Origin of the sequence: Dehalobacterium formicoaceticum, assembly GCF_002224645.1 — a bacterium.
Lineage (GTDB): Bacteria > Bacillota > Dehalobacteriia > Dehalobacteriales > Dehalobacteriaceae > Dehalobacterium > Dehalobacterium formicoaceticum.
Map to the genome: position 1 here is coordinate 2,905,420 of NZ_CP022121.1, position 22,633 is coordinate 2,928,052.

Consider the following 22,633-nt stretch of genomic DNA (forward strand, 5'->3'; position numbering starts at 1 on the left):
AAAATTTATCAGAAACACAAAAAAGGGGAACCTATCTGGTCCCCTAAACTTATACTCCCTCATTAAAATTAAAATAATATTTTCTCCCTGAAAGTACAAAAGGAAAGACACCTCCCTTAAAAGGAAAGTGTCTCTGTGAACTTCTTACATGGGAAAAAACAACTGAGCTACCTTAGTTACGATACTGGTCAAAGGTGCTGGATAAACCCCTAAGAAAAGGGAGAAAAAAGCACAGACATACATGACCGTTTTGGTACCCACCGGAATAGGAATGGTGGTCTCTTCTGCCGGTTCACCAAAGAACATCACCTTGGCTACGATCAGGTAGTAATATGCAGAAACCATGCTCATACCAATCCCTAAGAAAGCCAGCCAAAGATAACCCTGGTCGATAACGGCGGTAAAGAGATAAAATTTACCTACAAACCCTGCCATGGGAGGAATACCCCCCAGGGAAAGCAAGCATAATAAGAGCACGGCTGAAATCACCGGAGACCGTTTCCACATCCCGGTATAATCCTTGATTTCGTCACTCCCGGTGTAATTGCCAAATGCAGTAATACAGGCGAAAGCCCCCGCATTGGCAAAGACATAGATCAGGGCGTAATACATAATAGCGGAAACACCTAAATCGGTGAAAGCCACTAAGCCCATTAAGAGATAACCGGCATGGGCAATACTGGAATAGGCCAGCATTCTTTTAATATTGGTTTGAGGAATCGCCACAAAGTTCCCCAAAACGATGGTTAAAGCGCATAGTATAATCACTAAAATCATCCATACATCCCTGGTATCCGGAATAACGGTCATAAACATACGCAACATGGCGGCCAAAGCAGCCGTTTTAGAGCCCACAGCCAGGAAAGCCGTAACAGGTGTCGGTGCACCTTCGTAAATATCCGGAGACCACATATGAAAAGGCACCATCGAGATTTTAAAACCGAAGGCAGCAATTAAGAAAACGAGTCCCATCACCGTGAAAGGCTGCAATGAACCGGCTGAAAGCATGGCCAGTACATCAGCGTATTGGGTGGAACCGGCCATTCCGTAAAGAATACTCAAGCCGTAAAGAAGAACTGCAGAAGACATGGCACTTAAGAGCATGTACTTCATCCCTGCCTCGGAAGACTTTTTATCCCCATGACGAAAAGCGGTAAGCACGATAAAGGGAATTGTCATCATTTCCAAGGCAACGTAAAAGATGATAAAATCTGCTGCCGAAACCATGAGCATCATGCCCAGCAAAGCAAAGACCATCAACGCGAAGAACTCACCCTGATGATAACCCAGCTTTTCCACGTAGCTTACGGAAAACATGGCGATCAATAAAGCGGCCACGAGGAAAGTGATCTTAAAGAAACTGCTGAAGGGATCCACCACATACATAGCTCCAAAGGCCGTACCTGAAACACCGTGCAGAGTACAAGCAATAATCAGGGTAACGGCTAAACTGAAACAGGTAAAATAGCCAATGCCCTTCTTTTGCCCGGCAGGGGTCACAAGACCCAGCACCAAAATAAACAGAGATAATAGGGCAACAATTATTTCAGTTGTTAAGAGTTCCAGATTCATTAGAATATCCCTCCCATCTTGAAGGCGGCGACTTTCTCCGCGAGAGGTACGACACCGTTATTAATCAAGTTCATCAACAAATCAGGGAAAACCCCCAATAGGATTAAAGTCCCGGAAAGAATCACAAAGGGAACAATCTCCACTCCTTTGGCGTCCGGCAATGCATCCCAACGAGGATTTCTGGGGCCGAAGAAGACCCGCATCATAACCCGAAGAACATAAATGGCCGTAACTACAATGGCAAAAATAGAAATCACCGCTCGTACCGGATAAACCTGGATCGCACCGGTAAAGATGGAAAACTCCGCGACGAAGTTAAAGAGACCAGGTAACCCCAGAGAGGCTAAACCGGCAATCAGGAAACTATAAGCCACCCGGGGCATTTGGTGAGCTAAACCACCAAAATCCGCAATCTGCCTGGTATGAGCCTTATGATAAATATTACCCACAATGGAGAAGAATAGAGCGGTCATAATTCCGTGGGCAAACATTTGGGCCACGGCGCCATCAATACCCACCGTATTTAAGGAGGCGATCCCTAACAACACATAACCCATGTGACTCACGGAAGAGTATCCAATGACAAATTTCAAGTCCTTCTGCACCATGGCAACAAATGCGCCGTAGGTGGCATTTACCGTACAAAGGGTAGCAATTAAAGGTGCCCAATAATGAGCCCCTTCCGGGAAGCAGAAAAGACCTACCCGGATTAAACCATAACCACCCAGTTTCATCAATACTCCGGCGTGCAGCATACTCACTGCCGTAGGTGCCGCCACGTGACCATCGGGAGACCAGGTGTGTAAAGGCCACATGGGAACCAGGAAGCCAAATCCGACCATCATCAGGAAGAAAGCAAATTTTTGGAAGAATGGATCGTACTTAATACTGGCCAAGGTAGCAATATCAAAGGTACGTATGCCTAACCCCTTCACCGGATCCGCCACATAGAGGAACATGGCGATGGCACCCATAAGAATAAAGGCACTCCCCACCAAAAGATACAGGGTTAATTTCATGGCCGCATATTCTTTGCGGGTACTACCCCAAACCCCAATCAGGATATACATAGGGATCACCGCCACCTCAAAGAAGAGGTAAAAGAAGAACAGATCCCTGGAAGCAAAAACTCCAAAAACACCGGACACCAGGACCAGGAGGAAAATAAAGAATTCCTTGATGCGATGGTGCATATCCCAGGAAGCAAAAACTCCCGTAAAGATCACCAAAGCGGTCAAAAGGATTAATGGCAGACTGATTCCGTCCACTCCTAAGGAAAAGCGAATCCCAAACTCATTAACCCAGGGAATATCCAGGTTGAACTGCATCCCTCCCTTGGCCACATCATAGTTCAAATAACAAACAATAGAGGCCACCAGTGAGATAAAGGTGAAGAGGGCTGCGGTGCATTTAATGATCACCTCTTCTTTATCCGGGATAAACAAAATCGTCAAAGCGCCGAAAATCGGTGCCAGAATAATAATCGCTAATAATAAAGAGGACATTATTTCATCACACCTCCCAGCACAGGAGTCGTCATCAAGAGAACAATTAAAATAATTGCTCCAAAGATCACTAAAGCATAATTCTGCAAATTACCTGTATGGATAAAGCGCATCCAGCCACCGGTATAGCGTACGCCATCGCCGATGCCGTCAGCCACTCCATCCACCACTTTCCGATCCGTTTGGTTGCAGAGCCAGGCAATACCCATCATCACTTTATCAAAGAGAAAGGCATAAAGCTCATCAATATAGAATTTGTTCCAAAGCAACTTATAAATCGGACCAAATTTCGCAGCCATTTGATCTGTATCCACCATTTTCTTGTAGTAGATCAAATAAGCCAGGAGGATACCGCCTAGAGCAAAAAGTGTAGAGGTTAGAGCGATGGTCATATTGATTTCCCCGTGATGAGGATGACCGAAGAAAACCATTTCTCCATAACCCATTTGCAGTAATCCCCAACCGGCAAAGATGGCAAAGAAAGATAAAATGATCAGGGGAACCGTCATCCAGGGAGAGGATTCATGGGCATGATGGTCCGTTCTTTTCCCACCAAAAAAGGCGACAAAAATCAAACGGAACATATAAAAAGCAGTCATACCTGCCACAATCGTTGCTACCCAGTAAAGTCCGGTATAGCCTGCACTGTAGGCAGCCAGTAAAACCTCATCTTTGCTCCAGAACCCGGCTAAAGGGAAAATTCCGGCTAAAGCCAAAGCCCCGATGACAAAGGTCCAGGTAGTAATGGGCATTTTCTTAGAAAGTCCGCCCATTTCAAAAATATCCTGGGTATGGACGGCATGAATCACGCTGCCGGCACAAAGGAAGAGCATACATTTAAAGAATGCATGGGTAGTCAGATGGAACATACCGGCGGTAATACTTCCAACTCCGATCGCCATCACCATGTAACCCAACTGGCTTAAGGTAGAATAAGCCAAAATTCTCTTAATATCCCGCTGTACCAGAGCCAGGCTGGCAGCAAATATGGAAGTAAAGCCTCCGATATAAGCAATGAAGGTCATCGTTTCCGGAGATCCCTGGAAAAGGACAAAGCCTCTGGCTAAGAGATAAACCCCGGCGGCTACCATGGTCGCGGCGTGCAGGATGGAAGAAACGGGTGTCGGCCCTTCCATGGCATCGGGCAGCCAAACATGCATGGGGAATTGGGCAGATTTGGCCATAGGACCGGCAAAGATCAGCAAAGTGATCAAAGTCAGAGTGGCAGCCCCTATTCCGTGGTTGCCCGTGGTAAGAATCTGAGATAATTCCCCAAAATTAAAGGTCTGAAAATTAACATAAAGGAGAATAATCCCCATCATAAAGCCAAAATCGCCCCATCGGTTGGTAATAAAGGCTTTATTGGCTGCTTTGGCAGCGGAGGGCCGTTCAAACCAAAAACCAATCAGGAGGTAGGAACATAAACCCACCAATTCCCAGCCAAAGAACATTTCAAAGAAATTATTGGCGATCACCAGGACCAACATGGAGAATACAAAAAGGGACATATAGGCAAAATAACGGGAGAAACCAGGATCTCCATGCATATATCCTACCGAATAGATAATCACCAAAGTGGCGATAAATGTCACCACAAACAACATAACTGCGGAAAGCGGGTCAATTAAAATACCCATATCAATATTTAAACCCGTATATTGTTCCAAAGCAGACAACCTTAACCATGGCAAAGATACCTCATAAGGCTCGGCCATGGAAATGCCTTTTTGGATTGTTTCAATCAGCACACCCACGGAGATCACCAGAGAGGCGCCGACCCCGGCTAAAGCCACGCCAACACTAAGTCTCTTCGCCTTTTTCGTGAGAAAAATAATCAAGGTATAGGCGATCAGAGGAAAAACGGGTATTAACCAAGCATTTTCTATCATTGTAATTTCACCTGCCTTATACTTTGATTTTTACCACTTCAACCAGTCTAAATTATCCAAATCAGTGGAGTAACGGTCACGATAAATGCTTAGGACTATGGCTAAGCCTACAGCAACCTCTGCCGCTGCCACGACGATGACAAAAATGGCAAAGACATGTCCTACCAGCTGATTGGGCACGAGAAAACGGTTAAAAGCAATGAGATTAATGTTCACTGAATTGAGCATCAGCTCAATGCCCATCAAAACAGCCACCGCATTTCGTTTACCAATGGCACCAAAAAGTCCAATACAAAAAAGTGCCGCCGCTAACATCAAATAATGTTCCAAGGTAATCATCGGTTTTGTCTCGCTCCTTTCCCCACAATAATGGCTCCCACCAGTGCGGCTAAAAGCAGCAAAGCTGCCGTTTCAAAAGGTATTACATAAACATTCATCATTAACTCTGCAATGGGACCTACGGTACTTTCCGGTACAGAACCATTGGAAACAGGCCAAAAACTGGTAAAGATCAAACGACCTAAAATGATAAAGAGTCCCAATGAAACCAAAATACTGCCCCATTTGTGCTTGCTGTAAAGATTACTTTCCTTAATGTCTCCCCGGGGAGTCAACATCACCCCGAAAACCAGGAGAATAGATATCGCTCCTACGTAAACCAGAACCTGAACCGCCGCCAGAAAGTCGGCAGAAAGAGTCAGATAAATCCCCGCTACACCCAGAAAAGTGACCACCATATAGATAGCGCTATGCACCAGGTTTTTGGATAGGACCATAGCAAGAGCAAAAATAATGATCACCCCGGACAACACGCCGAAAGCAACGGTCATGAAGCATCCCCTCCTTTATCCTCTGCATCCTCTTCCGTGGGGGCTTTAGGAGTTACCGCGCTCGTCCCTGCCGGGTATTTACGATACATAATGTTCTTGGTATTATCCCGGGTATAAGCGGCCAGCTCAAAATTCTGATCAGCTGCAATAGCATCTGTCGGGCAAATTTCCTCACAAAGACCGCAAAAGAGGCAATATTGCAGGTTCATTATATATTCCGTTAAGACTTTTTTATTGTTTTCATCCTTTTCACTTGTTAAGGTGATCACCTCATTTGGACAAGCCCTAACGCACATGCCGCAGGAAATGCATTTTTCCGGATCAATGCGAAAACGGGACTTCACTGCCGGAGGCAAATTAGGCTTCACTTCCGGATACTCCTGGGTAACCTTCGGTGCCACATAATGCTTAAAGGTCACGCCAAGTCCTTTCAATAAACCTTCACCGTTCATTTTTACCACCACCCCATGGTACGGATCATCTCATAAGCTTTTATGCCGATGCCCGTAACCAGAATATTTGCCAAGGAGATTGGAAGAAGCACCTTCCAATTAAAGTGCATCATATGGTCAATTCTGATTCTGGGGAAAGTCCAGCGTGCCCACATGAAGACAAAAATTAAAACATAGGTTTTAATAATAAACCACAACCAGCCGGGCAGCAACGGCCCTTGCCAGCCGCCTAAAAAGACAGTTGCCCCAATGGCGGACATAAGCAACAGATTAGCATACTCCGCCAAATAAAAGAGGGCAAAACGACCGGCTGAATATTCCGTATGGTAACCGGCAACCAGTTCCTGCTCCCCTTCCGGCAGGTCAAAGGGACCCCGGTTGATTTCCGCATTACCGGCAATCATGAAAATGATAAAAGCAATCGGCTGCAAGATGATATTCCAAACCCCTTGCTGAGCTTCCACAATCGCGGACATTTGCAGAGAACCGGTAATCATGACTACGCCCAAAAAGGAAAATACATAGGGAATTTCGTAACTGATCATTTGGGCTACGGCCCGCATCCCCCCTAAAAGAGGATACTTACTGCCCGAGCCCCAGCCGGCCATCAAAAGCACCATCGTGGTTACCGAAGAAACAGCCAGAATATAAAATATACCAATATTAAAATCTAAGGCATTCATTCCCTGACCAAAAGGAATGACGACAAAGACCAATAAAGAAGGTACAAACATGGCATATGCTGCTGCTTTGTATACCATTTTATCGACTCCGGCAGGCACGATATCTTCCTTACCCAGAATCTTTAATACGTCCAGCACAATCTGAAAAATTCCCTTAGGGCCGACCCGATTGGGGCCGACACGTTCCTGAAAGAAACCGGCTACCTTACGTTCCATATAAACCAGGAACATGACGTTCAGCAGGACAAATACAACAATGGCAACAAACTTGACTAAGATCATCACCATCCCCACCCAAAAGGCGGATAGGAATCCTGCTAACCATTCACTTAATGCGCCGGCAATATTCAAAAATAAATTATTCATTTATCTTCTCCCCTATATCACCGATTTTTCTTACCGATCGACTTCACCTAAAACGATATCAATGGAAGCCAAGGAAGCAATAGCATCCTGGAGAATTGTTCCTCGAGCCATCTTGGGAAAAATCCCTAAATTGATAAAAGACGGTGAACGAAGATGCATGCGGTAAGGCTTGGTTCCTCCATCACTTACCAAATAAAAGCCGAGAATGCCTTTGGCTCCTTCAATATGACCGTAGGTTTCTCCCGCAGGAATTTTCAATACCTTGGGCACTTTCGCCATTATATCGCCCTCGGGCAGTTGATCAATCGCCTGACGGATAATCCTTAAGCTCTGTCGGATTTCTTCCATGCGCACATTATAACGGTCGAAGTTGTCCCCATTTTCCCCCAGGGCTACATCAAACTCGAATCGGTCATAAATGCTGTACGGCTTCACTTTACGCAAATCAAAGTTCACTCCGGAGGCACGCAAATTGGGGCCGGTAAGACCATAATCCAACGCTTCTTCACCACTGATGGGAGCAACATTCTTGGTACGGGCTAAAAAGATCTCATTTCCTGTCAGAACATCATCAAATTCTTTAATTCTCTTGGGCATTCGCTGTAAAAACTCTTCCAGCTTAGGCAGAAACCCTTCCGGAATATCATTGGGCACCCCGCCCACACGCATGAAGCTCGTAGTCAATCGGGAACCGCAGATCATCTCAAAAAGATCCAGGATTTTTTCCCGATCATAAAAAGCATACATCCAGGCAGTATATGCATTCATATCCAGGCCAAAGCTGGCTACCATCACTAAATGACTGGCAATTCTCTGTAATTCTCCTACAATGACGCGAATGTATTCCGCACGTTCAGGAATTTCCAGGTTCAGAGCTTCTTCTAAAGTCAAAACATAGCCCCAATTATTCAACATCGCTGCCAGATAATCCATACGATCGGTATAAGGAATAAATTGAGTATAGGTTCTGCTTTCTGCGATCTTTTCCATACCCCGGTGCAGATACCCTACCACATTCTCTGCATCCACAACATATTCCCCATCCATCGTCAGAACAGCCCGATAAACACCGTGGGTACTGGGGTGTTGAGGTCCCATATTTAAGATAAATTCCTGGGTGCGAAAATTCCCTTCTTGATTGGCAAGTACCATTTCTACACCTCTCTTCTACTGCCGCGGGGCAGCTTCCACTTTGAAATCTTTTCTTAAAGGGTGTCCTTCAAAATCATCGGGACAAAGGACACGCTTTAAATCAGGATGATCCGTAAAGATGATTCCCATGAGATCATAGGTTTCTCTTTCCATAACATTAGCTGAATTCCAAACAGATACGGCTGATTCTATTTGGGGGTTTTCTTTATCCAGATTGGCCTTAACTCTCAATATTTGTCCATCCTGAAGACTTAATAAATGATAGACTGCCGTGAAACATTCGGGATAATCTACAGCCGTAACATCTTCTAAAAAGGTATAATCTGTGTTCTCCTTGATTTCCTGTAAAACATCAATGATATCTTCCGCAGCAACAACGAGAGATTTTTCGTCTTCACTCAGCCCAACTTTTGTGCCAAACTTTGTGATTAAACCTTCCGCCACGTCTTTAATATTATTCATTTGGCTTCAACTCCGTAATTTTCGGATTAAGAATTCTTTGCTTCAACGTAAGCATGCCGTAAATCAACGCTTCCGGTCGTGGCGGACAACCGGGCACATAGACATCGACAGGAATCAATTGATCCACACCGGGCACCACATTGTAAGAGTCCACAAAAGGACCGCCGCTGATCGCGCAGCTACCCATGGCAATAACATATTTAGGTTCCGGCATTTGGTCAAAAATCCTTTTTAGCAAAGGTGCCATTTTGTTTGTCACCGTTCCGGCCACAATCATGAGGTCGGCATGACGGGGAGAGGGACGAAAAACCTCATAGCCAAATCTGGCTAAATCATAACGCCCGCCTCCGGCGCCCATCATTTCAATTGCGCAGCAGGCAAGACCAAAGGTTACCGGCCAGAGAGAATGCCCGCGGGCATAATTCAGGACCTTTTCCACAGAGGCTAAGATCACATTGTCCGGTAATTGTTCAATGTTTGTGCTTACATCCATTCTAATGCTCCTTCCTTCCAGGCATACCATAGGCCTATTACTAAAATTCCGATGAAAATGATCATTTCAATGAAGCCAAATAATCCCAAGGATTGAAATTTAACAGCCCAGGGATAAAGGAAAATTGTTTCTACATCAAAAACTACGAAAACCAGAGCATACATGAAATAATGGATTTTAAACTGTACCCAGGTGGGGCCCTGGGTATCAACCCCGCACTCAAAAGCCGTTAATTTCTCCGGGTTTGGACGTTTGCGCCGCAAAATAATGGGTACAAAGACAACAATAAAAGGAAAGATAATCGAAGCAATAAGATATATGCCTAATTGACCATACTGCTCTAACATGTTTTCACCTCCTTTATATAAAATTTCTTGAATTGTATTTAAAAGTCAAAGAGAAAAGGTTATTAAAGTTCTTACTTGATTAATTGTCAAATATATTTAACTTCTTGGTCCATTCACTAACTCCTGCCTAATTTCTTGCTTTTATTTAAATCTCTTTTACCTGAAAAGTGACCCGGTGGATCGATGATAGTCCCAATTTAAGAATAGCTGTTCTATGAGCCTGAGTTGGATATCCCTTATGTTGCTGAAAACCATAACCGGGAAAGCGCTTCTCATAAAGCTCCATTAAACGGTCCCGGTGGCATTTGGCCAGGATACTGGCGGCAGCGACAGATGCGCTTTTCTCATCCCCTTTAATAATACTGGTCTGGGGTAAATCTACTTCCGTCAGCTTCATGGCATCAATTATCAAGTGTTCCGGAGGAAGATGCAGTTTCTGAACCGCCAGCTTCATCGCAAGTTTTGTTGCCTGATAAATATTGATACGATCAATCTCCCGGGGGATGACCCCGCCAATGGCCCACGACAGGGCTTTGGCTTTAATTTCCTTTTCCAGGATTTTTCTTTTTTTCTCGCTGACTTTTTTAGAATCGTTTAGTCCTAAGATCCTGCAATCCCGAGGTAAGATCACTGCTCCTGCAATAACCGGTCCTGCCAAAGGGCCTCGCCCCACCTCATCTACCCCGGCAATATATCGAATTCCTCTTTGATGTAAAGATTCTTCATATTGATTGAGAAGATGAATCCGCTCTATCTCCCGGGAATATTTCTCTGCTGATAAATCCATCATCCTCCCTTACCTCCTCTTTATTTCATAAGGAAGATCTCGCTTCTTCAAATTCTCCCGGCTCCTCCAGGGTAAAGGGACCTAATTTCCCCACGCGAAATTCCTGTAAAAGGAGTATCGCCGTTTGATCCATTTTTACCGCACCTTTCGCAGCAAGAAGGCCTCTCTTTCGCCCAATCTCTTCCATAAGGGCCCATGTGTCCTGAGGAAACTCCCCAAGCTTATATCGTTTCATTAAAGCGTCCGGGTGATGCTCCCGGATATAGACCAATAAATCGTAGGCGACATCATCCAGGGAATAAACCAAATCACTGATCGCTCCCGTTGCCGCCAATTTAAAGCCGGTGACGGGGTCCTCGAATTTTGGCCATAGCAAGCCGGGGGTATCCATTAATTCCAAATCAGTTACCACGCGCACCCATTGGGTTCCCTTGGTCACACCCGGTTTATTGCCGGTTTTGGTGGATGCTTGGTTCACAAGGGCATTGATCACAGTGGACTTTCCCACATTAGGAATACCGACAATCATCGCCCGCACTGCTCGCCGACGGCGCCCTTTCTTTTCCAAAGCACTCAGCACCGGTTCTGCCGCCATTTTTACTTCGACAATCAGTTCCTTGATTCCTTGTTTTGCGATGCTATCGATGGCCACAGCACCCATACCCTGTTTTTTAAAATAAGACAACCATTTTTTGGTGGATTCTTCTTGAGCCAAATCCTTTTTATTTAAAACCATGACCCGTTTTTTGTTCTTTAACAATGTATCTATAATGGGATTCCTGCTGCTCTGGGGCAGCCGGGCATCCACCACTTCAATAACCACATCCACTAAGCTCAGGTTTTCCTGAATCTGCTTCTTTGCTTTGGCCATATGGCCGGGATACCATTGAATAGGTGGAGACTTTTCCATTAAAATCACCGCCCTTTTTTTGTACTCTATTTTTCTTCTCTAAGCTGCCGCTTCCATTTGCTTTAGAGTGTCATAGACATTCATAGACTGTCCCTATGGCAGGCTGGTGACCCGATTGAAAGGCCAATATGTGATTGATGCTTTTCCCAGGATTTTGTCTCGGGTTACCATGCCAAAGACCCGGCTGTCCCGGCTGTTATCCCGATGATCCCCTAAGACAAAATATGCTCCTTCATCCATGGTTATCGGTCCAAAATCGAAAGCTGTCCCCGCCTCAGAAATATAGGATTCCTCCAAAACCTGTCCATTAATCAGTATTTCTCCATTTCTCCCTTGGATAACTTCTCCCGGGAGAGCGATAATCCTTTTGATATACTGAATTCTTTCATCCATCGGGTAGCGAAAAATTATAATATCGCCTCGCTTCGGATCCCGAAAACGATAAATCCATTTATTAACCAAAATGCGATCTCCAGGCTGTAGTACCGGTTCCATTGAGGAAGAAGGAATAAAATAGGGCTCCCACAAAAACAAGCGCATCAGGATGGCCAAGATTACAGCCAAAGAAAGGGCTTCCACTATTTCCCCCCGGCTGCCTTTCAATCCCTGAAAAAAAGAAGAGGATAATTTCTCCAAGAGATATTGCCTCCATTTTGATAATAATCCATTTATCCTTATCATAAGTTTAATTTTGTCTAACAATAATAACAAGTTAAATATTTTGATATTGGTTGACTTTGTTACTAAAGTTCACATTTAATGAGAAAAAGGGACTGATTTTACTCAGTCCCTTTATTTCTATCGGAGATCCTTAATTCTGGCTGCTTTACCGGTACGTTCACGTAAGTAGTATAATTTTGCCCGGCGTACCTTACCGCGCCGCATTACTTCAATCTTTTCAATTTTGGGCGAATGAAGCGGGAAAGTTCTTTCCACACCAACCCCGTACGTAACCCGACGCACCGTAAAGTTCTCGCGGATTCCGCCGCCTTTGCGTCTGATGACAACACCTTCAAAAATCTGAATTCTTTCCCGGGTTCCTTCCACAACCTTAACGTGTACCCGCACAGTATCACCGGCTCTAAAGGGAGGGATATTGGTTTTAATCTGCTCTTGTTCGATCATTTTAAGTAAATCCATCTTTTTTCCTCCTTCCTTCCAAGACGTTCATAACCGCATGCTAAATTTGACGCAGCAGAGGACCGTCCGTATCTCATGGCAATTTTGCCAAAACAAATTATATCATATTAATCCCTCTTCTTGCAAGCAGTTAAAAAATTAACCGGGCTCTCATATCTCTATTCAACATGAGAGACATATGCGCCATAGCCTTCCTTTTCCATTTCCTTTAAAGGAATAAAACGCAGGGCAGCACTATTGATACAATATCGCAAACCCCCTCTTTCCTTCGGCCCGTCAGGAAAGACATGGCCTAAATGAGAATCCCCAACCGTGCTTCGTACTTCCACCCTGCTCATACCATACTTAAGATCAGCCACCTCTTTTAACACCTTTTCATCCACTGGGCGGGTAAAGCTGGGCCATCCACAGCCGGAATCAAATTTATCCGCGGATAGAAAGAGAGGCGCTCCGGTCACAATATCCACATAGATCCCCGGTTCATGATGGTTCCAAAACTCATTTTGGAAGGGCGGCTCCGTATGACTTTCCTGGGTCACCCGAAATTGTATCGGGGAAAGATTCTTTTTCAATTCCGCGAGCTCAGGCTTACGATACCGGGATGTATCTGTTTCTGCTATCGGCTGATGCAAAGTGGCAAAGCTGATATGGCAATATCCCCCTGGATTCTTCTCTAAGTATTGTTGGTGATATTCTTCTGCCGGGTAATAGTTCTCTAATTTTTCGATCACGGTGGCAATAGGCGCCTGATATTTTCTTTTCTGAGCAGCTAAAGCTTCTTCCAGCACCGGACGATCCTCTTCCTTCTGATAATAGATGGCGGTGCGGTACTGAGTCCCCACATCGGGACCCTGGCGGTTGAAGGTGGTGGGATCAATAATGAGAAAAAAGTGGTGCAGCAAGGTTTTCAAACTGACCCGTTCCGGATCATACCTGAGATGCACCGTCTCGGCATGGCCGCTGGATGATAAATCATAATATGAGGGATTTTCCGTTTTCCCGTTGGCATAGCCCACGGAAGTTTCCGCCACTCCGTAAATCCGGGCAAAATAGGCCTCTACTCCCCAAAAGCATCCCCCGGCAAACCAGATATCCTTAAGGGCAGTCGGATCAAAGTCAACCCCCAGGTTGGGATTATCAGGCATATGTGATCGACGCAAATTTCCAGGATCATGGTTCATCTTTTTACCACCTTTCTCATTTAAAAACACTTTCCATCTCATATTAGCTGAGATGAAAAGTGTTGTCAAATTCACCTTTTTAACTTCTGGTAAAGCTTACCAGGCTGGAGTTCGGCTGATACAAATCCTGGTCGAAATCCTTTCGTTCCAAAAGGCTCTTTTCCTTTTCTTTGGAGAGATTTTCAAAGGCGGTGGCAATCATCAGCTTAATCCGATTCAGTTGGTTCACTTCGCTGGCCCCGGGGTCATAATCAATGGCCACAATATTGGTACCGGGATAGACCCGTTTCAATTCCTTAATCATGCCTTTTCCCGTTACATGATTGGGGAGACAGGCAAAGGGCTGCATGCAGATAATGTTCTTCACCCCGTTATGAATCAGCTCTACCATTTCACCGGTCAAAAACCAGCCTTCTCCCGTATGATGTCCTAATGACACTACAGGAGCAGCTCCTTCAGCCAAATCATAAATATTGGCCGGAGTATAAAACTTATCACTTTGGGCTAATGCTTCAATATAATGGCGTTGATAACGTTCAATGATTTTAATCACGCCCGCGCCTACGATTTGAGAAAGCTTACTCCCTGCTAAATATTTATAGTTATACTCCTTATCGTATAGACAATAAAGCAGGAAATCCATCAGGCTGGGCATCACCGCTTCCCCACCTTCGTTTTCAACTACCTGAACCACCTCATTATTGGCGGTGGGATGAAACTTGACGAGAATTTCTCCTACCAGGCCAACCTTCGGCTTTTGCTCATTGGTAATTTCCAGGTTATCAAACTCTTGCACAATCTGCCAGATGTTTTCTTTAAAGATGTTTTTATCCTTGGAGGCAAGAGATGCTTTGCAAAGGGTGACCCATTTATCATAAAGCTGATTGGCAGAGCCTTTAATGCGCTCATAAGGACGGACCCGGTATAAAACATTCATCAACAGATCCCCGTAAACAATGGCCATCATGGCTTTGTCCAAGAGAGGCCAGGTATACTTCCAACCCGGGTTTTTCTCCATACCGTTGGGATTGACAGAAATTACGGGAATCTCCGGGAAACCTGCATCCCGTAAAGCCTTTCTTAAAAGACTGATATAATTGGTTGCCCGACAGCCGCCACCGGTTTGAGACATGACCACAGAAGTGTTATTTAAATCATACTCTCCGGATTTTAGTGCTTCAATTAATTGGCCGATCACGATTATCGTCGGATAACAGGCATCGTTATTGACATACTTTAAACCTTCATCAATGGCTTTATGGTCAATGGAGGGGAGCACTACCAAATTGTATCCGTTCAAACGAAAAGCTTCCTCCAAAAATTGAAAATGAATGGGGGACATTTCCGGACACAATATCGTATGGTTTTTCTTCATCTCCTCAGTAAAAGGATTTGGTCGATACTTATTATCTACTGCTTTTAATTGATAACCGTTTTGCTCCCGTTCCGCCATAGCTGCTTTTAGGGAGCGGATGCGAATGCGGGCAGCCCCCAGATTATTCCCCTCATCGATCTTTAATGTGGTGTAAATTTTAGAGTTTCCTTGTAGAATTTCCTGAACCTGGTCCGTGGTTACCGCATCTAATCCGCAGCCGAAGGAATTTAACTGTACCAATTCCAAATCAGTTTGCTGGGCTACAAAGCCGGCCACCCGGTACATCCGAGAATGATAGACCCATTGATCCACCACCCGGAGAGGACGTTCCACATGGCCTAAATGGGCCAGAGAATCCTCGGTAAAAACCGCCAGCCCCAAGGAATTGATCATTTCCGGGATGCCGTGATGAATCTGGGGATCCAAATGATAAGGCCGTCCCGCCAGGACAATACCCTTTACCCCCTTTTCCCGGATGGAAGAAAGGGCTTCCTCCCCAGCCTGTTCAATCTCATTTTTAAAGGAATTTTGTTCCCGGAAAGCCTTTTGCACTGCTGCCTTGACTTCCCTTTTGGTCACGTGGAAAGGCGCTAATTCCTCATAGAGACGGGTGATCAAGCGTTTCTCATGGGCAAAGGGTAAAAAGGGCTTCAGATAGCGGATCCCTTTTTCCCGCAGCACATCAACATTATTTTTAATCACCTCGGGATAGGAAATCACTATAGGACAATTGAAATGGTTGGGAGCTCCTTCATCTTCCTTTCTTTCATGGGTGATACAGGGGTAAAATATAAAGTCCAACCCCTTTTCCACCAGGTCCATCACATGACCGTGCACCAGTTTTCCCGGATAGCAAACGGATTCCGAAGGGATAGTTTCAATCCCTTTCTCGTAAATCTTATTGGAGGAGCGATCGGAAAGTACCACCTGAAAACCCAGATCAGTAAAGAAAGTAAACCAAAAAGGATAATTCTCATAGATATTGAGAACCCGGGGTAAACCCACCCGACCTCGTTTTGCTTCTTCTTCTTTTAATGGCTGATAGCTAAAAAGACGCTCATATTTATACTGAAAAAGATTGGGTATGCTGCTTTCGGTTTTGGCGGCACCGCTTCCCTTTTCACACCGGTTTCCGGAAATGAACTTTGTGCCGTCTCCGAACTTATTAATGGTCAAAAGGCAACGGTTAGCACAGCGGCCGCACCTGGCGGCGGAAGTATCCAACCGGAAAGATTCCAGTTCCTCTGCACCTAACAACCGGGTATGAACCTCTGGTATATATCGTTCCCGGGCGATTAAGGCAGCGCCAAAAGCACCCATAATGCCGGCAATATCAGGACGCACTGCTTCCCGCTCCGAAAGGAGCTCAAAACTCCTTAAAACGGCATCGTTATAAAAGGTACCGCCCTGGACAACTATTTTCTCACCCAGTTCCTGAGGATTTCTCACCTTGATGACTTTAAATAAAGCGTTTTTAATCACCGAATAGGATAAACCGGCAGAGATATCGGCAACAGTTGCCCCTTCCTTTTGGGCTTGTTTAACCCGGGAATTCATAAAAACAGTACACCGGGAACCTAAATCCACCGGTTTTTCAGCTCCTAAAGCTTCCTGAGCAAATTTTTCAATTCCCATATCCAGGGAATTAGCAAAGGTATCTAAAAAGGAACCGCAGCCTGAAGAACAGGCCTCATTTAGTAAAATACTATCGATGATCCCTTCTTTGATTTTGAGGCATTTCATATCCTGACCGCCGATATCCAGGACAAAATCTACTCCGGGGCAGAAAAAGTCTGCCGCCTTATAGTGGGCGATGGTTTCAATTTCCCCGATATCAATATTCAGGGCACTTTTCAATAGACCTTCCCCGTACCCGGTAACGGCACTATGAACAATTCGGGCTCCAGTAGGTAACTGGCGGTACATCTCCTTCAATACCTTAATGGTGGATTTAATGGGACTCCCCTCATTACTGCCATAATACGTATAGAGAAGAGCACCCTGATCATCTGTCAAAGCAACCTTAGTTGTAGTGGATCCGGCATCAATCCCCAGAAAGCAATCGCCCTGGTATGTGGTTAAGTCATTTCTGGGGACGGCAGTCTGACTATGGCGTGCTTTAAAAGATGCGTAATCATCCCGGGAGGCAAAAAGAGGTGCTAATTTATTGGTTTCAAGCAGGGAAACCTGCTCCAGAGCTTCCAGTCTCTTAATTAGAGTCTGAAATGAGATGGGCTCCTCTTCGATCGAAGACAAAGCCGCCCCCAAGGCAACAAACAACTGGGAATTATCGGGAAAAATGACCTGTTCCGGCTTTAACTGCAGGGTTTCGATGAAGCGGTTTCTCAGCTCTGAAAGAAAATAGAGGGGTCCTCCCAAAAAAGCGACGTTTCCTTTAATCGGACGACCGCAGGCCAATCCGCTGATAGTTTGAATTACTACCGATTGTAATATGGAGACAGCGATATCTTCCTTGGCTACCCCCTCATTTAAGAGCGGTTGGACGTCGGTCTTGGCAAACACGCCGCACCGGGCGGCAATCGGGTAAATGGTCTGGGCATTTTTTGCCAGTTCATTTAAGCCCGCGGCATCTACATGCAAAAGAGAGGCCATTTGATCAATGAAAGAACCGGTACCCCCGGCGCAAGTTCCGTTCATGCGCTGATCGATCCCATTATGAAAGTAAGTGATTTTGGCATCCTCTCCTCCCAGTTCAATCGCCACATCTGTTTGAGGAAAATAAGTCCTGATAGCCTTGGTGGAGGCGATTACTTCTTGAGTAAAAGGTACTCCAATGCTCTGGGCCAGTCCCATCCCCCCTGACCCTGTAATGACAAGAGTAAAATGGGCATGCTGAATTACATGGTAAGCATCCTTTAAGATCTCCTCCAGCTTTTTTTTAATATCAGCATAATGTCTTTCATATCTGCTAAAAATCACCTTATTATTACTATTCAAGATCACCATCTTCACTGTTGTCGATCCAATGTCAACTCCAACATGAAACATACTCCCCATGGGATCACCTCTCCTAGTATCTCTCTCTACGTAATTGAAGTTACTAAACAACTTTCTCAAATATCTTTTTTAATATCTTATCTTAACTTAAGATATTAATAATCCTGATAATTTGTACTTTTTGTTCTTAATTATATATATCTCTATTATACGGTATAATCATTTTTTTCGCCAGCAACTATCATTAACAGGGATTAAATACCTTCAATTAACAAAAAATTCATAGTAGCTTTGATCTCCAGTCAAAGCTATGAAATAAAATTCATCCTGGTTTAGTCCTCTAAGATAATTTATTCCGGCAACAGCTGATTGATAACCTTTAACCTGAACTCTTACCAAGTCATTGAGGGAAATTTGCCTCTTTCATCATCTGGATAAATTCCTTTAAAATCCATGGATCATAATAGGTTCCGCTGTAACCTGCCAAATCTTCCAGGGCTGCCTCTATAGACATGGCGCATTGGTACGCCCTGTTGGTGGTCATGGCATCATAACTGTCCACAATGCGTAAAATGCGCGCCCCCAAGGGAATTTCCTCACTGTATTTGTCAACTTAAAATTAGGCCATATAGTCATTTAATTTTCGGCCACTAAGAAAAAAAAATTTAGTCGTTTCATAAGCATATTTAGTTTTCAAAGAGCATTGTTTCACGATGAATGCTAACGCGCTATCGCTTGTTACATCCTGTATAAATGTTTATCAAAAACATGATAAACCTTTATACAGGGTTATTGTTTTTTTCTTCATGCCAGTTGCTGTTGTTGTAACCACTCCTTCGTTTCTTTCATGCGGTACGAGTTTCCATTCATGTTGACGATGTATGACTGATGCGTCAACCGGTCAATCATGGCCGCCGTCATCACGGGATCCTGAAAAATTTCACCCCATCGTTCGAAGGATAAGTTGGTTGTGATGATTGTCGATTTGCGACCAGCCCTCAGCGACAAATGGGTAAACAATAATTCAGATCCTTCCTTATCAAAAGATATATAACCCATTTCATCGGCAATAACCAAATCATATTTTTCAAAGCGGTTCTGGAAGGCTCGAAGAGTTTGCTCTGCTCGGCATTCTTTAATCCGGTTAATGAGGAGGGGAACAGTTGTAAACCATACTTTATATCCCTCCAGGCAGGCCTTTAAGCCTAGCCCAATACTCACATGCGTCTTGCCTGTTCCCGGGTTCCCCGCCAGAATAATGTTGCGCCCCTCCTGAATAAACTCTAATGTTTTCAGCTGCTTTAACTTCTTTTGGGCATCATCTGGCAAATCCGCGATGACCAAATCTTCAAGGTACTTTTTATGTGTAAATTCAGCCAGACGAATGCGATTATGCCGCGAGGCTTCCCGACGAGCATCACATTCCTTCTCCAGTAACTGCGCCAGAAATGCTTCATAACTGGCATCCTGCTGCGTTGACTCCCGAACTTGCTCATCCAAATGCTTACGAATCATAGGGAGTCTCAGTTCTTTGCTATATTCCAATATCGCTTCCTTAAACGCCTTGCGCGGCGCGTTACTCATGCAACGTCCTCCTTTGCTTTTGGTGTATGGGTATCAAACATGTCATCGTACATGCGAAGCTGCTGTGCTGACCGCTCTACAATCTCTTTTCCCGTTTTCGAGAGATTTGGTTGAACAACAGGCATCGCGTCACGATTCCTAGCACAAAGCACTTTAATTTTATCCGTAGTCACTTGAGCCGGATGAATTTTCTCCAGCTCCCGAATAGCTTGCTCGACTTCCGCAAATGGGACATCGTCTCGAATATATTGCAATAGCTGTATAAATTCCTTGTCTTGTTTGGTATAATATGTTTCGTATATTTCTTTTATCCTTTTAGGAGCCTGCTGCCATGCCGCACTACCGGCAAATGCACCAGGTTTTTTCCTTAGCGTATCCAAATAATGATTCAGATCAAGCCGCCACTCGTGGTTGCCGGTTAATCGCACATGCTCCGCTACCAAGGATTCCTGATGGAAGCATCGCACCCGGGTCGCATATGCTTTAATCATGATCGATTCACCTACCAAATGATCCGGTACTGAGTAACGATTCTGATCAACGATGATGGTGGAATATTTGTTCACCCGTCCATAAATCACGCGAGCTGCATCAAATGGTGGAAGGGTGGGCAGCAATGCGGGGCGCTCTTCTTCCAATCGTTCCTCCGCCGTCTGGCCGTTGTACTCATCATGGGACTTACGATTACGCTTAGTGCACACATCCTGCAAATATTGATTTGCCTCCTCCAGGGATTCAAATTCGTCCCGAAAAGCGAAGGCTTTTCGGCGAACGACCTCGACGCTTCGCTCCACATGACCTTTTTCGTTGCCCTTGCGAATATTGCAAAACCGATACTGAAAACCATAGTAGAGCGACAATTGAAGCAATCCTTGCGTCGGCTCCTTCTCCGTTCCAATAAACCTTTTCACCGCGACTTTCATGTTATCGTACACCATGGTACGATACACTTGGCCGATATGCTGGAAAAACAGGGCGTGTGCTTCCTGAAAACACTCTGTTGTTTGTTTGGTGAACAGATAAGCAAAGCGATAGTTCCCGTAAGCCGTTGTGAATACGGCCATCTGAAAAACTTGAAATTTTCCATTAATTTTTAGTTTAACCTCACCCCAATCAAATTCGCAAATGTCTCCAAGTTCATACAGAGCCTTAATAAACGCTTCCTTTGGTTTCCGTTCCAAGCTTCTAATGGTTCGAAGAACGGTACTGTAACTTAGTTGAGTACCCTCGGCTTCCAGTGCTTCAAAGATATCAATGGCTTTTTTTTGCTGCTTGTGCCGCCCCTGATTTCGCTTAGTTTCATTCTCGTCAAGATAGAACTGGATCCTGTTCACAACCTCGTCAGTCATTTTTCTTTTGGGTCGAATGCCCACAGTATACTTGGGGGCAGAAGTGAGGGTGTCGACTAGTGCCTGGATATCTGCCGACCCGCTCGACAATAATTGCTGTCTCCCTTCCTCATATTGTCCAATGTACTTTCCTACGGTGTCCCGATTGATCCCTGTTATTTTCGCAATTTCCCGGCGCGATTTCCCTTCATGAATATGCATCATTAAAATTTGTTGCTTGATGTTCATTGTGATCATCTCTCCCAGCCCCTACCTGTTGAATTTCCTCTCAAGTAGGTTAATCTATTGTGGCCGGTTTTTCAATGACTACGGTGGCCTACTATTAGATTACCATAGACACCTCACCTTTGATCCCTTCCGGATATCCTGTCCCATCAAAATTTTCATGGTGGTAACAAATAATATCCGCTAAAATATTCAAAGATTTAAGGGGTGCAATAATATCTGCCCCCCACCCGGGATGGAGACGAAACAATTCCCATTCCTTCTTGGTAAGCTTACCTTGTTTATTTAAAATTTCCCGGGGAATTTCCATCTTACCGATATCGTGAAGTAAAGCCCCGGAGGTAATTTGCTGGATCAATAATCCCTCTAATTCCAGACGCAGAGCCAGTCTTTTGGCCAGATCCATGACTCGGAGAGAATGACCATAAGTATAATCATCTTTGGCATTGATAATCATGGTAAAAGCGCTGATGGAATTAAAGAGTTCCTTTTCTTCATCCTTTAAGAATAAGGAGATTTGATCAAAATCAGAGTAGTAGCTTTCGACCCGGTTTTTGCTGATAAATTTGGCTCGATACAAAGCTTCATCAGCCTTTTTGATTAGTTTTTCTCTATTAAGTGCATGGAGAGGGTAAGCTGCTACCCCAATAGAGATAGTCAGCCTTCCTTGGGGTAAGATCTCAGCTCCATAAAAAACATGATTTTGAATCTTTTGGTTCAGCTCTTCCCCTACAGCTTTTCCCTGTGCCAAATTAATTCCAGGTAAAATCACGGCAAATTCCTCACCGCCGTATCGGGCACAAAAGCCTCTTTCTCCGATGGTCTCCTGAAATATTTGGGCCAAATCGCAGAGAACCTTATCCCCTTCCTGATGTCCGTAAGCGTCATTATACTGTTTGAAATAATCAATATCCAGCATCATTAAAGTTAGGCAGGAATCCTTTTTACTTGCTTTTTTGATTTCCTGCTTTAAAATACTTTGAAAACTGCGATGATTAAAAATATCCGTTAAACCGTCATGAGTGGCCAGACGTTCCAACTCATTGCGGTAAGCAAATTCATTTTCCGCCAGATTACCTAATAGCCAAGCCAGTAAAAAGATAACGCCGGCGAGGACAATATCTATATCCAGTGTAATAAATTGGTGGGCATAACTGCTGGTAAACAAGGGCACGCACGAAACTAAGGCAAAGAAATAAGCAGTTCGCACTCCATACTTCAGGGCCATGGTAATGACCGGCATAAATAAAACGATTTTAAACAGGGACTCCTGCTCCTGGATTAAAAAATATCCCACCACTCCGATATAAAAGGTCATAATGAGAAGATCCCAAAGAACAATGTAATGGGGCACTTTTAAATCTATCTTTTGG

General features: G+C 44.5%; 21 protein-coding genes. All 21 read right to left on the reverse strand.

The window, feature by feature from the left end; genetic code table 11:
• Window positions 1-144 precede the first annotated feature (144 nt).
• The 21 genes from CEQ75_RS14055 to CEQ75_RS14155 all read right to left on the reverse strand — a co-directional run bounded on the left by CEQ75_RS14055 (window position 145) and on the right by CEQ75_RS14155 (window position 22,578).
• Entirely contained in the window at window positions 145-1,572 is a 1,428-nt protein-coding gene (locus CEQ75_RS14055) for an NADH-quinone oxidoreductase subunit N (RefSeq protein ID WP_089611614.1), read from the reverse strand.
• Window positions 1,572-3,077: a complex I subunit 4 family protein gene (locus tag CEQ75_RS14060; protein WP_089611615.1), complete on the reverse strand. Its 1,506-nt coding sequence runs from the start codon at window positions 3,075-3,077 to the stop codon at window positions 1,572-1,574. The genes CEQ75_RS14055 and CEQ75_RS14060 overlap by 1 nt, the downstream gene beginning before the upstream one ends.
• Window positions 3,077-4,966 carry an NADH-quinone oxidoreductase subunit L gene (gene nuoL / locus CEQ75_RS14065; RefSeq protein ID WP_089611617.1) on the reverse strand — a complete coding sequence of 630 codons (1,890 nt, stop codon included), beginning with the start codon at window positions 4,964-4,966 and terminating at the stop codon, window positions 3,077-3,079. Before nuoL ends, CEQ75_RS14060 begins: the two co-directional genes overlap by 1 nt.
• A 30-nt stretch (window positions 4,967-4,996) precedes the next feature.
• Window positions 4,997-5,305 carry an NADH-quinone oxidoreductase subunit NuoK gene (nuoK, locus tag CEQ75_RS14070; protein WP_089611619.1) on the reverse strand — a complete coding sequence of 103 codons (309 nt, stop codon included), beginning with the start codon at window positions 5,303-5,305 and terminating at the stop codon, window positions 4,997-4,999.
• Window positions 5,302-5,796, reverse strand: a complete 495-nt coding sequence (locus CEQ75_RS14075) for an NADH-quinone oxidoreductase subunit J family protein (protein ID WP_089611621.1) — start codon at window positions 5,794-5,796, stop codon at window positions 5,302-5,304. The genes nuoK and CEQ75_RS14075 overlap by 4 nt, the downstream gene beginning before the upstream one ends.
• Window positions 5,793-6,248 (reverse strand): NuoI/complex I 23 kDa subunit family protein, encoded by a 456-nt coding sequence (locus CEQ75_RS14080; protein WP_089611623.1) that lies wholly within the window; start codon window positions 6,246-6,248, stop codon window positions 5,793-5,795. Before CEQ75_RS14080 ends, CEQ75_RS14075 begins: the two co-directional genes overlap by 4 nt.
• A gap of 2 nt (window positions 6,249-6,250) precedes the next feature.
• Window positions 6,251-7,297: an NADH-quinone oxidoreductase subunit NuoH gene (nuoH, locus tag CEQ75_RS14085; protein ID WP_089611625.1), complete on the reverse strand. Its 1,047-nt coding sequence runs from the start codon at window positions 7,295-7,297 to the stop codon at window positions 6,251-6,253.
• Between the two features lie 30 nt (window positions 7,298-7,327).
• Window positions 7,328-8,449, reverse strand: coding sequence for an NADH-quinone oxidoreductase subunit D (locus CEQ75_RS14090; RefSeq protein ID WP_089611627.1), 1,122 nt, complete (start codon window positions 8,447-8,449; stop codon window positions 7,328-7,330).
• 15 nt (window positions 8,450-8,464) lie between these two features.
• Window positions 8,465-8,911 carry an NADH-quinone oxidoreductase subunit C gene (locus CEQ75_RS14095; protein WP_089611628.1) on the reverse strand — a complete coding sequence of 149 codons (447 nt, stop codon included), beginning with the start codon at window positions 8,909-8,911 and terminating at the stop codon, window positions 8,465-8,467.
• A complete protein-coding gene (locus tag CEQ75_RS14100; RefSeq protein ID WP_089611630.1) occupies window positions 8,904-9,404 on the reverse strand; it encodes an NADH-quinone oxidoreductase subunit B in 501 nt (166 codons plus the stop codon). Before CEQ75_RS14100 ends, CEQ75_RS14095 begins: the two co-directional genes overlap by 8 nt.
• Window positions 9,395-9,751: an NADH-quinone oxidoreductase subunit A gene (locus CEQ75_RS14105; protein WP_089611632.1), complete on the reverse strand. Its 357-nt coding sequence runs from the start codon at window positions 9,749-9,751 to the stop codon at window positions 9,395-9,397. The genes CEQ75_RS14100 and CEQ75_RS14105 overlap by 10 nt, the downstream gene beginning before the upstream one ends.
• A 145-nt stretch (window positions 9,752-9,896) precedes the next feature.
• On the reverse strand, window positions 9,897-10,541 hold the full coding sequence (locus tag CEQ75_RS14110) for a ribonuclease HII (RefSeq protein WP_089611634.1): 645 nt from the start codon (window positions 10,539-10,541) through the stop codon (window positions 9,897-9,899).
• 22 nt (window positions 10,542-10,563) lie between these two features.
• A complete protein-coding gene (ylqF, locus tag CEQ75_RS14115) occupies window positions 10,564-11,448 on the reverse strand; it encodes a ribosome biogenesis GTPase YlqF (RefSeq protein ID WP_089611636.1) in 885 nt (294 codons plus the stop codon).
• A gap of 93 nt (window positions 11,449-11,541) precedes the next feature.
• Window positions 11,542-12,084: a signal peptidase I gene (gene lepB / locus CEQ75_RS14120; RefSeq protein WP_198306548.1), complete on the reverse strand. Its 543-nt coding sequence runs from the start codon at window positions 12,082-12,084 to the stop codon at window positions 11,542-11,544.
• Between the two features lie 162 nt (window positions 12,085-12,246).
• A complete protein-coding gene (gene rplS / locus CEQ75_RS14125; RefSeq protein WP_089611638.1) occupies window positions 12,247-12,588 on the reverse strand; it encodes a 50S ribosomal protein L19 in 342 nt (113 codons plus the stop codon).
• Window positions 12,589-12,746: 158 nt separating this feature from the next.
• Complete coding sequence (gene msrB / locus CEQ75_RS14130) at window positions 12,747-13,733, reverse strand: peptide-methionine (R)-S-oxide reductase MsrB (protein ID WP_338032028.1); 987 nt, start codon at window positions 13,731-13,733, stop codon at window positions 12,747-12,749.
• Window positions 13,734-13,848: 115 nt separating this feature from the next.
• Window positions 13,849-18,162, reverse strand: coding sequence for a 2-hydroxyacyl-CoA dehydratase (locus tag CEQ75_RS14135; protein WP_089611641.1), 4,314 nt, complete (start codon window positions 18,160-18,162; stop codon window positions 13,849-13,851).
• Between the two features lie 340 nt (window positions 18,163-18,502).
• The gene (locus CEQ75_RS14140; protein WP_338032029.1) at window positions 18,503-18,694 is read right to left on the reverse strand and encodes an HD-GYP domain-containing protein; all 192 of its coding nucleotides are present in this window, start codon (window positions 18,692-18,694) and stop codon (window positions 18,503-18,505) included.
• A 212-nt stretch (window positions 18,695-18,906) separates the two neighbouring features.
• Entirely contained in the window at window positions 18,907-19,686 is a 780-nt protein-coding gene (gene istB, locus CEQ75_RS14145; RefSeq protein ID WP_089608935.1) for an IS21-like element helper ATPase IstB, read from the reverse strand.
• A complete protein-coding gene (gene istA, locus CEQ75_RS14150) occupies window positions 19,683-21,272 on the reverse strand; it encodes an IS21 family transposase (protein WP_089608934.1) in 1,590 nt (529 codons plus the stop codon). The genes istB and istA overlap by 4 nt, the downstream gene beginning before the upstream one ends.
• An 85-nt stretch (window positions 21,273-21,357) precedes the next feature.
• A complete protein-coding gene (locus tag CEQ75_RS14155; protein ID WP_198306550.1) occupies window positions 21,358-22,578 on the reverse strand; it encodes a bifunctional diguanylate cyclase/phosphohydrolase in 1,221 nt (406 codons plus the stop codon).
• Window positions 22,579-22,633: the final 55 nt, after the last annotated feature.